The following is an 11,974-nucleotide window of genomic DNA, read 5'->3' on the forward strand; positions in this document are numbered from 1 at the left end:
TCACTTCGTTTTTCTTCCTTGTAAGAGTAGTTTATAGTCTCCCGTAAGAGGAGAGTCAACTCTTTAAGCAAAAATTTTTTGTGTTAAAATAAAAGCATCATCATAAAAGCAACCTATCTACTGGTAATATAGATAAGTTGCTTTATATTTTTGTCTATTAATGTGATTACTCCATAATACTTGCAATTAAAGATTGGTACATCCTTGTAGGTAATAAAATATACCCCTAAAAAATTCTCAATAACTACATATTTTCTCAGGTAGATTCATTGCTAATTGTAATTGTTCTAGATACTCACTTACCTGATATCCATCTACTACTGCATGGGATATGGTTATAGAAAAAGGCATCCATATCTTTTCTCCTACCCTCTTTAATTTCCCAGCTTGCAAAACGGGGAAAAATGTTGTTGGTGCTGAATAAGGTATGGGCGAATAGCTGATAAAAGAGGTCCACGGCAACACGCCTACCATACAACTATTTTCAGGTGGCATAGTAGGTTTTGCCACTATACCATGCACGCCTTTATATTTGTTTTCCTCCTCTAGATAGTGTTGTTGAAATGCTTCAAATGTTTCCCTATACTCTACCCACATTATAGTTGTTGTTGCATCATCACTATGAAAATTGGCATAGGTTGGTGTTAGATAATTATAATATCCTAGTTTTCCTTCCTTATATGCTACTCGAAAATACGCTCTTTCATTGATTAACTTCATTGTAATATAACGATATCCTATGGCAAACTTGTACCCTTTCTCTTTAAAATAGGTATACATTTTGGTCACATCTAACTCTACGCATAGATTAAACCCTGTAGGCAACATTTTAGTGTAGAACTCAAAATAGGGTGCTCTCTTCCATTCTTTTAAATTGATTTCACAAAACTCTAATTCCATGACTTTCACGCTCCTTTTCATTACAAGTATAGCGTGCTTATAATCAATAAACTATCTATGAACCGTAGAGTTCCTCTTTTAGGCACACCTATTTAGCTCCACTTATCTTTAATGGCTATTTAAGTAGATTGAACTCGCAGATTCATTTTTGGGGACTTCTTTAGATAGGGACCTTAAGGCAGATAACATCCAAGAAGTTATCATATGTGGCGTTCAGTCTGAATTTTGCATTGATACAACCGTTAAATCGGCTTATTCACACGGTTATAAAGTGGTTTTGCCTAAAGATGCCCATAGCACCTATGACTCAGATACACTCTCTGCAAGCCAGATTACCACACATCACCATACCATCCTAGAACAATTTGTAACCCTAACTATGGTTAATGACTTACCGTTTTAATACTTAAAAATGATCATTCCCTAGTTTGGAGTTATATTATAAAATCCTAGGACATACTTGATTGATGTCCTAGGATTGATTGTTCATTTCTATTGTTCAAACTTTATTTTCTCGCTGTTCTCCATTAAAATTATTTATAATTTTAATGGAGAACTTTTTACACTTCTTCCTTGCACCCTCTACGTAGATATTTTGCTGTAATGGTGTCTGCCTTTTCAACCATTTCCTTTGGCGTACCCGTAAATAATACTTCTCCCCCTAGACTTCCTCCACCCGGACCTATGTCTATTAAATAATCAGCTTGTTTCATTACATCAAGATTGTGTTCAATAATAATCATTGTATTGCCACGTTTTACAAAACCATCTAAAAGCTTCATCATACTTTTTATATCTGATGCATGCAGCCCCGTGGTAGGTTCATCTAATACATAGATATTCCCTTTTTGATTCAGATGTTTAGCAAGCTTGATACGCTGTCTTTCTCCTCCTGATAAAGTGGATAACGGTTGACCTAAAGACAAATAAGATAATCCTGCATCACGCATTGCTTGAAGGTGTTTTGTAATTTTCTTATGTTCTTCAAAAAAGTCAAGTGCCTCTTCTACTGTCATATCTAGAATTTCTACGATATTTTTCCCTTTATACAAGTAACCTATCGCTTCTTCACTATACCTTGTTCCTTCACAGCTTTCACAAGTTGTTGTAACAGGATCCATAAAAACAAGCTCTGTGATAACCATTCCTCTTCCTTCACATACAGGACATGCCCCTTTACTATTAAAGGAAAATATTGAAGCTGCTACCTGATTCTCTTCTGCCATAATTTTTCTTATTTCATCAAAAAAGCCAAGATATGTAGCTGGCGTAGAACGTCCTGTGGCTGTCACTGGTGATTGGTCTATCAGTACTACCTGATTTGCATGTTTTTTGGCAAATACATCTCGAATAAGCGTACTTTTTCCTGAGCCTGCTACACCTGTAACAACTGTCATAATACCTAGTGGAATGTCTACACTTACATTTTTCAAATTATGAAGATTGGCGTTTTCAATAGATAAAAACGCCTTAGGTATTCGTGGTTTTTCTTTCATCTGAACAACTTCACGCATTGCTTGCGCTGTAAGTGTATCTGCCTTTAGTAGTGCTTCATAACTCCCCTGGAATAAGATTTGTCCACCCTTTATTCCTGCAAAAGGTCCTACATCTACTACTTCATCTGCTATACGAATAACATCTTGGTCATGTTCTACTACAAGCACTGTATTACCTTTATCTCTTAGACTTTGAAGCAGCTTTGTCATACGGTGCACGTCTCTTGGGTGCATTCCTGTACTTGGTTCATCAAAAATATAAGTCATCCCTGTTAAGGCACTTCCCATATAGCGTACCAACTTGAGTCGTTGTGCTTCTCCTCCAGATAAAGAGGCTGATTCCCTATTCATACTTAAATAAGGAAGACCAATATCTATCATTCTTGTAAGCCCTGCCTTTAAAGCTTCGATAATCGTTTCCCCACGTGGGTCTGTTATTTCTTCAAGTACACTTCTAAGCGCTACAAATTCCATCTCGCAAAGCTCTACAATACTTCTGCCATTAATGGTTACACTCTGAGCTGCTACATTTAATCTTTTTCCGTTGCAAACTGGACACTTCTTTTCCACAACCAACGTTTCAAGGCGTTTTTGAGTCATATCACTGGTTGAGGACGTATCTCTTTTTAGTAAAACTCTTGTTAAATGTGTGTGTATACCTTCCACTCTTTTATGTACTCTTTCACCGTCCTGAGTATAGGCTCCATATAAAAGAAGGTTACGCTCTGTATCTGTATAGTCCTTTAGCTTTTTATTGGGGTCAAAAAGCCCTGACTCTACATACTGATTAAAATGCCAATTGCCTGGTGAAAAAGTCCCAAGCTGTACCATTCCTTCATTCCAAGATTTTTCCTCATTTAAAACGGCACTCATATTCACCTCCATGACCTTTCCAAGTCCTGAGCAGGTCATGCACATCCCATTGGGATCATTAAAAGAAAAATAGGAGGCTGTCCCTATATGAGGTTTTCCTATCCTTGCATAGAGTAAACGTAGTGCAGCATACATATCACTAATTGTCCCCACTGTAGACCTTGAGTTTCCCCCTAGTCGACTTTGATCAATCACTACAGAAGCTGAAAGATTATCAATAAAATCTACTTTTGGCTTTTCGTATTTAGGTAATCTTCCCCTCATAAATGCTGTATAGGTTTCATTCATTTGGCGCTGGCTTTCTGCTGCTATGGTATCAAATACAATACTGGATTTACCTGAACCTGATACCCCTGTAAATACAACAATTTTTCCCTTTGGTACATCTAGGGATACATTTTTTAAATTATTTTGATGCAAACCTCTAATAATGATATGCGATTGATTTTTCATATTTTACCTCCATCCTTATCTGCTAGAAATAAAAATAGTCTACACTCTCCTCTAACAGGAGAGTCAATCATTATCAATTAAATTTCTGTATGTTTTATCTAGGTATACTGAAATCTTTAATAAAATAATTTTCCATAGGTAATCTGTCTATATTTGTCTCTTTTCTTTTATAAATCCAGTGCCTCAAAAGATACCACTGATTTCTTATAAGCAATGGTCGTAAGCAATATATACACTAGGATGCCAATAACTAAAACCATTAATTTACTCCCTAAATAGTGTGGGTCTTGGGTATCCAAATTATTTGATACGTTGTCAATAAAATGGACAAATTAAATCGAGTTTTTAGCTAGCTAACTTTTGTTGTCTGTAGTAATCTTTTTCATACTCAACCGGGGACATGTAGTTATTAAAACTGTGTATTCTTCAACAATTATAAAAGCTCATTAGATAGTTCATAATGCTAGCTTTTGCTTGGTTTCTTGTTTTGTAGACTTCATGATATACAAGCTCTTTCTTTATATAATACGCCTTGAGAATAGATCCATAACACTAGCCAAATAAAGCCAGCCTTCTTTGGTCTAAATATATGTAATATCAGTCACCCAGACCTTGCCTGGTCCATCCACTTTAAACTTTTGGTTCAAAAGATTAGGGAATACAGGAAGATTATGATGAGAATTGGTTGTAGCTTTATATTTCTTGACTGTTTTAGAATGTAACTTATTTTCTTTCATAATATTACTTACAGTTTTTAGGGATACATTTTCTCCTTCTTTATGAAGGACTTCTATAATCTTTCTACTACCGTAGATACATTTAGATTCAATATGAATACGTTTGATTATTTAATGTATCATTTGTTCCGCAGAATATAATCTATAATTATTACTCTGATTAACAACATATGGCACCAATAATTTATGTTCATCATAGTAACGCAGCATTCGAATGGATACTTGAGTGATTTTTGAAAACTCCCCAATCTTAAACATACTCTTATCGCCTTTCTTGCTATATAAAATCTACTTCAATATTTCATCTCAAGTGTTCTTTTAGCCACTTTCTATAGTGCATAAGTTGCTCTGAAGTGTGAAAGTAATGGGCTACCCCATCAACTATTTCTAGTTGGCAGTTAAAAGTTTTTACAAACGCTGTTATATATTCCAATTCACAAAGTTCATCCTTTTCCCCATAAAGAATAGAAGTCGGGCTACTCCAGTGCACAACAGGATTTTCTTTTACATATTGATAATAATCCCAATACATGGTTTGTCCTATAGGGGTAGCAATCTCTTGCTCACGATTCAGCTGCTCCTCCGTTATATTGAGCCAAGTCATCATATTATTGATGATACGCTCCATATTTACAACCGGTGAAAGAAATAAGCTTTGCTTCAAGTAACTCTCTTTGTAGGAAAGCAAACTAAAATAGGCACCCATACTACAAGCAAATAGAGATACCTCTTTTGCCCTTGCCGATGCAAAATTCATTATCTTTGCAAGCTCCCCAACACATGTCTCAACTTTGCAAAGTGTGGGTTCATTTTTTCTATTCCCATGCTCTGGCAAATCAAAGCTCAACACTTGATATCCTAAGGGCACCACTTCTTCTGCTAAAATAGAAATAGGCACATCCGATTTAGATGACATATTGCCATGTACAGCTATAAATAACTTCTCACTATCTTCTCCCCATAAAATTGCAGGTATATAATCAACTTTAATTTCTTTTTTAAGCATTTTATCCTCCTTTCTCTATTTATACAAAATACGTATTTTATTTTCATAATTTTCTCACATAATTACATTTAGTTCAATTAATATTTTTTTCACATCACTTTATGGCGCTGACTTTAATTCGTTTTTATTTTTTAAAAGATAATTTGTTCATCACCGTAAAAAAGTAAATAGATTGAACTTTATCTTTTTTAATGCTTCCAAACTTCTTTACTACAATGCCTTTTGATATCGTATAAATCTTATCAGCTCTTATACTGGACTTAACTTTCAATATACCTCCCGCCATATCTGTTGTTTTTAGAATAACTGAAATTTATCCTATATCTTAGTCTGTATTATACATATTTCTCAAGCTGACTTTTTAACTTATCCTTTCCTCTGTGAAAGATAACTTTTGCAGAATCCTCACTTATACTTAAGCATTGCCCTATTTCAGTAAACGTCATTTCAAAATAAATGCGGTACATTAAGACATCTCTATATTTTTTGCTTAATTTCCGTATACACTCTATCACATACTGTCTCATTTCTTTATCTAGCATTATTTGGTCTAATGTGTTTACAAACACATCACTCTGTTCTATTTTCTTGATTTCATCATCAATACTTATATGTATAGGATTTTTTTTAAAGTATTTAAAGCATACATTTTTTGCAATCTGACAAATCCATATTTTGAGTTTACAATTCCCTTTAAATCTATGAAGAGAGATAAATACTTGATAAAATGTCTCTTGAGTAAGTTCTTCGGCTACTTCTATTTGATTGTTAAGGATTTTCAATATAAATAAGAAAATATCTTGCCGATAGGTTGCATAAATCTCTTCAAAATCATCCACATACTTACTCCTTTCTCTTGTGCTTTACCATGTAAACCACAGCTTCCCCTGTATACTCGTTTCATCTATGCATCCAAAATAGCGGCTGTCATAAGCGTTATTTACTTGGTCTCCCATAATAAAATACTTGCCTTCTGGTACTTTAATTTCCTGTGTCGCTATCCCACCTTCTTTTATCCCCGTTAAATAGTCCGCCTCCAATGCACTACCATTTACATACACCTTCCCCTCTTTAATCTGTATGGTATCTCCTGGCACGCCTATCACCCTATATATATCATTCCAAGTTTCCCCATTTTGCCTCATTGATAGATATACAATATCATTATTCATAGGGCTGCTCCAACTGTATGCTAATTTATTTATAAAACAATATTCACCTACTTTAATAGTTGGCTCCATACTTTCAAATGGCAATTTATAATTTTCAAATGCCAGATTAGTCGTCACTATTAATACTGCACAAACTAATGTGACGAGTATCCTATTTTTTCTTCTTCGTTTTCTCAGTTTATAGGCAATCTCTTTAAATTTGTCATTGTTGCATTGTTCCTTAGCTTGTATCTCCTGCCCACAATCTTCATCTTCTACTTCATTTGTTTCCTTAATATGTATTTCATCCTCTATTTTATTATTTATGCTATCTCTTATTTTTTTACATGCCTGACACGCTTTTAAGTGCTCTTCTATTATTGCTTTACTTTCCTCACTGATTTTATGTTCTTGCTGTATAAATAGTATATCCTGAATAATAGAACATATTTTTTGTTGTTTCATCTCTTGACCCTCCTACTTATTCTTTCTCAATGTGCTTTGATAGGTATTAGTACCTAAACAAGGAATAAAGTTACAATTTTCATTATATTATTTTTTTGTAACTACTTCAAAAGATGACGTATATTAAAAAAGACACTATCGTAATAAAATTAGATAGTATCTTTTTGAGGCATAACCTTTTCACATATCTTATACTTTTATTTTATTCTTTGCCTATGACGATAATATCCTGTTTAGGTAAATGAATAGGTTGATCCTTGAGATAGGCATCAAAAAACAATAAAATTTCATCATTAACTTCTTTCATACACGCACTAGCAGAAACTGTGCCTGTTCCTAGCATTTTTGCTAATACTGGGGAAATCAAAGCCAAATCTGTAAAGTTCATATGACCAGCATTGGGAATAACTATTTGATAAGATTCTTTTTGGCTAACAGCAGCTACTGTGTTGGGATAAATGGCTTTAATCTCTTTAATTTTCTCATAAGATGCCCCATTATAAAAATTAAGTATAGGAACTGGATAAGGGGCGTTTGTCACTTGCTCTACCCCATTTTTGATACCTATCTCCTCACCTAGCATCGTACCATCTATTACAGCTACAGCTTTAATCCCCTCTACTTGACGCGCTACAGCGGCAGCCGTTGCTCCACCTAAAGAATGTCCCATAAGCCCAATTTTATCTATAGCTATCATACTAAAAACTTCTTCATTATTTGAATCTCGGACAAATGTTTTAATTTCGTTCAAACAAAAAGTCATATCTGCTGTTCGAAGGTTAAGCCAGTCTTGAGTAATATTATACTTTGCTTGATCCATTTCACCCTGTTTGACTACCATAAGGTCATTGACTTCCTTCATAAAACCTTGATCACAAGGAATGACCTTCCCATCGGTTTGTTTGGTAAATAAAGCATGATAAGTATGGTCAATACTACATACTACATAACCATGACTTGCTAATTCTTGATACGTAGACGTATTACTTGCTCTTATACCAAAAGCCCCATGGGAAAAAATAATTAAAGGGAATTTACCCTCAGCTTTTTGGTTACTCTGTTTATCTTTTGTAGGATACCAAAATTGTACGGTAATCTTTCTATTATCCTTCTCTGGTGTAAAAGTCTCATCTCTTATCTTATCCGTCCATGTATAGGTGACAGTTTTAGTCCCATAATTACCTGTAGGCCTTAGCTCACTATTCTCAGGAAATAACCACGCTGGCATTAAAATAAAGAGTAATAAACCACCCTTAAAAAACAATTTTACTATCACTCTAATACGTGTCCTATGTACTGACTTTTTATTTTTAATTGCCTTAAAAATTGCTATTACCCCTTGAAAAGCAAGTACTATACCTAATCCATACCACCTAAAGTTCCAAGTTATTATAGGGCTTAATATCAGTAAAACAAAAACCAGTAACTCCCCCAGTCTCACCCGTGCTTCTAAAACTTCAAAAGCCTTGTCTTTCTTTAAACTTAAAATTCCTAAAAATATCTCTATCCCTATTGCTATTAATAATACTATCGTCACTAACATTTTAATCTCCCCTAACATTCCTTATTTAATTCTAGTATAAGGGATTTTATAGTCTTTATGTGATACCAACAAGTCAGATGCACAAAACGATGACTCAGATGCACTTTTACTTTTTTCGTCGCATCCTTTGTATGTTTTCATTAAGTTTGATATCTCTTTCTCTCCAGCTTAAATACATCATTAAAGAAACAATGCCATAGGCTATCAAACTAAAAATCACTGTCATCACCAAATCTTTAAGACTTAAGTGAAACTTACTTTGGAGCATGCTCATAAAAAAGGTGGGTACTAAGACATCTACTATACGAAAAATCCTTTTTAAATGCTTCTGCTTACCCATGAGCTGATCGGTTATACACATGAATACTGCGACGAGCGTACTCGTTAAAAAGATGTATAGGCTAGACACTAGGGATTGCTCTTTTGCTATGCCACATTTTTGTAGTAACGCATTTACTAGTACAATGACTGTAAAAGCATAACAATCAATCACTATATATTGTTTTATCTTTTGCATAGTTACACCCCTTGCTCCTCAATTTTTTGTTTTAATAGTTCTGCATAGTGGCGACTCACAATGAGCTTTTCACCATTTTCCAAAGTCACTTCCATTCGGCCATATAATAATGTTTTTACACTGATTAGCTTATATATATTAAGGATGCAAGAACGACTAATACGTTGAAAATTCATAGCCTCTAATTTATCCTCTAACTCATACAGCTTTTGCTTACACGCATATACATTATTTTGGCAATATACATAAGTACGATTATCTACAGCTTCAAAGTAAAAAATCTGTTCTAAATTGATTGAAAAGGTTTCCCCATCTTTTTCTCCTATCACCGAAAAACCATAGAACCTAATCTGCTCAATGAGTTTCTCTAATGCTTTATCAATTTGACCACATCTCACTCTTATTTCAACTTCTGACCATTCATCTGATTGTTCCAAAATGAATTTCACTGCACTCCCCCCTCGTTTTACTTAATATATCATATCTTAAATTTTCATTCAATTTCTCGATAGTAAATACATAGGGTCCTACATGTTCAAAAAAGCTCTTGATATACACATTTCTCATGTCTATCTCAAGAGCTTAAGTTGCTTTAAAGAATGTTTATTCATATTTTTTGCCCACTATATATATGGGGATAACCCTACTAAAGATTGCAGAAAGCAGAAATGCCAATAGAGCTAAATTCTATTTGGACAATTTATTAGCCCATTTATAACATACCTGTGCTGCTGGCTTACTACGAATTGATTGCCCCTTATCTATAGCATTTAATCTACCATTAATATAGTCATATGACTGCATCCAATAATAGCCATTTGACCAAACTGCCTCTATCCAAGGTTCGTCCTCTAAAGCTTGAAATAATCCCTCATACATTCTTGCTTGTAGTCCAAAGTCTCTTTGTATATCTAACTGCGCAGTAGTAACTTCAAACCATGGTTGATTTGCCCAATTTGCTGCACTTTTATAAGATACAGTAATAATGATTTTCTTGGTATATTGCCTATAAAGTGGCTCTATAATCTGGTCAAATTTTGTTTCCTGCTCTTGTTTAAACTCACTCACAGTAGGATTACTCTTTTTACTATAATTCTCTTGAAAGTTAATATTAATATAGTCCAGTTGGTTTGCAAAACTCAATTCTTTAACCTCTGGGGTATCACCATATACATTAACTACAGCCACAAGTTTTCCTGAATACACTTTGCGAATATTCGCTATAAGTTTTTCCCAACGCTGACCGCCTATCTTATAAGATGGATTCCCCTGATACTCTCCCAAAACTAATAAATCAACATTATACTTCTCACACCAGCTTGCATATTCTAATAAAATTCTTTCATATTCTGCAAACCATTGGTCCCAATAGGTATTGATTAGACTTCCTGATGGATTACGGTTCCATTCATCTGCTTTTACTGAAAGAAAGCCACCGAATTTTTGCCAAAATGCCTGACACTCCTTCCAGTAAACATCAGGTGAGCTTTTACCTTCTGGAGAAAGAAAGTCTTGTAGCATTTCATCATACATGAATTGACTTTGTGCTGAGAATTTCATTCCTTGACTATGAACCTTCTCAACCATTCTTTTAAATTCTTCTTCTCTTATTTCCCGCATCAAAGGAGTGCTCTTATCTCTAACACCACCCATCTTAATAGGCTCATCATCATAATAACTATAGGTATTTATATAACTAGCCCACTTAGCACCATCTTTTCTCATTGCATCTATCGCACTATCTTGATATTTAGTAGCTACTTCATTATCATAATAATCAAAAAATACACACCCTAAATCTTGTGTTTTTTTAGGTATACTCCCTTTTACATTTATAATGACTTTACAAGCTACAGATTTTTTATTTTTCATCGAAATAGTAATAGCCGCCGTCCCTGGTGCAATACCATAGACAATCCCATCTTCATCTACAAAAGCAATCTCTGGATGATCACTACTATATATAAGTACATTTCCTTGACTCGTCTTAGGTGTTAAAGTAGCTTGAAGCTGATAGTTTTCATCCTGTATCAAATCAATTTTACTTTGGGCTGTTTTAAGAGAATAAATTGTTTTATCGGTAAGCTTTCTAGGGGCTGGATACCCAATTCCTTCAATATGCAGTACCTCTTTAGATATAAATTCCTTATAACCCTTTCCCAATACCTTCTCTAATTCCCTTAGGGTAATACCACCATCTTCTTCTAAAGATATGGTTTTCCCTTGAATAACTTTGGAATAAACTAACTTATCTTCTACAAAATAAATTTTTCCATCACTTAATATGGCCTTATTGCAAATAAGTACAGGAGTGCCTTCTCCTTCTCGCCAATTCCAAAATAGTCTGATATCACCTTCCCCTATTTTCAACCATCCCTCGTAGTTTTTCCCTTTCTTATCAATCCCTACCCAAGCTTTTTCCTTTTCATCCATTACCATTTTACCTTCTTGCATGCGAACGACGAATCTTTCTGGAATAGAATTGACCTGATACTCACTAGCTGCAGTAGAAATTGTCATTATGAATGCTAATAAAAATACTAACGAACTCTTTGCTATTTTACTCATTACGTCCATTCCCCTTTCTATTTATATGCACTCTCTATTTTGCACTCCATGAATTTAGTATATTTTTTTATAATATTTTTTCAATTGTTATTTTAGCTTTTTATTTTCATAATCGTAAACTTTAAACTAAATTTTTCCAGTAACAAAAACAATAAAAATGTGAAACCTCTATCACCCATTTTGATATTACTTCAGGGGTAACCCATGACACTTTAGCTTTACCTGAAATGATTGAAACTCTTTCAGAAAAAGAATTATTTTTAAC

The 11,974-nt window shown here is 34.2% G+C and carries 10 protein-coding genes and 2 pseudogenes; 1 reads left to right on the plus strand and 11 read right to left on the minus strand.

Annotated elements, in window-relative coordinates; genetic code table 11:
- Window positions 1-237: 237 nt before the first annotated feature.
- On the minus strand, window positions 238-900 hold the full coding sequence (locus CS063_RS15595) for a CatA-like O-acetyltransferase (protein ID WP_099450622.1): 663 nt from the start codon (window positions 898-900) through the stop codon (window positions 238-240).
- Window positions 901-1,048: 148 nt separating this feature from the next.
- Between CS063_RS15595 and CS063_RS15600 the strand changes: the two genes are divergently transcribed.
- The gene (locus CS063_RS15600) at window positions 1,049-1,303 is read left to right on the plus strand and encodes an isochorismatase family protein (protein ID WP_180270831.1); all 255 of its coding nucleotides are present in this window, start codon (window positions 1,049-1,051) and stop codon (window positions 1,301-1,303) included.
- Between the two features lie 157 nt (window positions 1,304-1,460).
- On the opposite strand, the gene CS063_RS15605 is transcribed toward CS063_RS15600, so the two are convergent.
- The 10 genes and pseudogenes from CS063_RS15605 to CS063_RS15650 form a co-directional block, all read right to left on the minus strand.
- Window positions 1,461-3,722, minus strand: coding sequence for an ATP-binding cassette domain-containing protein (locus tag CS063_RS15605; protein WP_099450624.1), 2,262 nt, complete (start codon window positions 3,720-3,722; stop codon window positions 1,461-1,463).
- 521 nt (window positions 3,723-4,243) lie between these two features.
- Window positions 4,244-4,570: pseudogene (locus CS063_RS18245) on the minus strand (IS3 family transposase); the annotation flags it as partial.
- A gap of 9 nt (window positions 4,571-4,579) precedes the next feature.
- Window positions 4,580-4,717, minus strand: a pseudogene (locus CS063_RS15615) (MerR family DNA-binding transcriptional regulator); the annotation flags it as partial.
- A gap of 43 nt (window positions 4,718-4,760) precedes the next feature.
- Entirely contained in the window at window positions 4,761-5,465 is a 705-nt protein-coding gene (locus CS063_RS15620; RefSeq protein WP_099450627.1) for an alpha/beta hydrolase, read from the minus strand.
- A gap of 335 nt (window positions 5,466-5,800) precedes the next feature.
- The gene (locus CS063_RS15625; RefSeq protein WP_099450628.1) at window positions 5,801-6,304 is read right to left on the minus strand and encodes an RNA polymerase sigma factor; all 504 of its coding nucleotides are present in this window, start codon (window positions 6,302-6,304) and stop codon (window positions 5,801-5,803) included.
- 24 nt (window positions 6,305-6,328) lie between these two features.
- On the minus strand, window positions 6,329-7,081 hold the full coding sequence (gene lepB, locus CS063_RS15630) for a signal peptidase I (RefSeq protein WP_099450629.1): 753 nt from the start codon (window positions 7,079-7,081) through the stop codon (window positions 6,329-6,331).
- 202 nt (window positions 7,082-7,283) lie between these two features.
- Complete coding sequence (locus CS063_RS15635; RefSeq protein WP_180270832.1) at window positions 7,284-8,624, minus strand: alpha/beta hydrolase family protein; 1,341 nt, start codon at window positions 8,622-8,624, stop codon at window positions 7,284-7,286.
- Between the two features lie 106 nt (window positions 8,625-8,730).
- On the minus strand, window positions 8,731-9,141 hold the full coding sequence (locus CS063_RS15640; RefSeq protein WP_099450631.1) for a hypothetical protein: 411 nt from the start codon (window positions 9,139-9,141) through the stop codon (window positions 8,731-8,733).
- A 2-nt stretch (window positions 9,142-9,143) separates the two neighbouring features.
- The gene (locus CS063_RS15645; protein WP_099450632.1) at window positions 9,144-9,590 is read right to left on the minus strand and encodes a LytTR family DNA-binding domain-containing protein; all 447 of its coding nucleotides are present in this window, start codon (window positions 9,588-9,590) and stop codon (window positions 9,144-9,146) included.
- Window positions 9,591-9,828: 238 nt separating this feature from the next.
- Window positions 9,829-11,709 carry a glycoside hydrolase family 113 gene (locus CS063_RS15650; protein ID WP_180270833.1) on the minus strand — a complete coding sequence of 627 codons (1,881 nt, stop codon included), beginning with the start codon at window positions 11,707-11,709 and terminating at the stop codon, window positions 9,829-9,831.
- Window positions 11,710-11,974: the final 265 nt, after the last annotated feature.

This window comes from Sporanaerobium hydrogeniformans (assembly GCF_002735925.1).
Lineage (GTDB): Bacteria > Bacillota > Clostridia > Lachnospirales > Cellulosilyticaceae > Sporanaerobium > Sporanaerobium hydrogeniformans.

What these genes read in the sequence shown, in the direction of transcription:
- CS063_RS15595 (WP_099450622.1), bottom strand. Translation starts at nt 900, where the DNA reads ATGGAATTAGAGTTTTGTGAAATCAATTTAAAAGAATGGAAGAGAGCA.
- CS063_RS15605 (WP_099450624.1), bottom strand. Translation starts at nt 3,722, where the DNA reads ATGAAAAATCAATCGCATATCATTATTAGAGGTTTGCATCAAAATAAT.
- CS063_RS15620 (WP_099450627.1), bottom strand. Translation starts at nt 5,465, where the DNA reads ATGCTTAAAAAAGAAATTAAAGTTGATTATATACCTGCAATTTTATGG.
- lepB (WP_099450629.1), bottom strand. Translation starts at nt 7,081, where the DNA reads ATGAAACAACAAAAAATATGTTCTATTATTCAGGATATACTATTTATA.
- CS063_RS15635 (WP_180270832.1), bottom strand. Translation starts at nt 8,624, where the DNA reads ATGTTAGTGACGATAGTATTATTAATAGCAATAGGGATAGAGATATTT.
- CS063_RS15640 (WP_099450631.1), bottom strand. Translation starts at nt 9,141, where the DNA reads ATGCAAAAGATAAAACAATATATAGTGATTGATTGTTATGCTTTTACA.
- CS063_RS15650 (WP_180270833.1), bottom strand. Translation starts at nt 11,709, where the DNA reads ATGAGTAAAATAGCAAAGAGTTCGTTAGTATTTTTATTAGCATTCATA.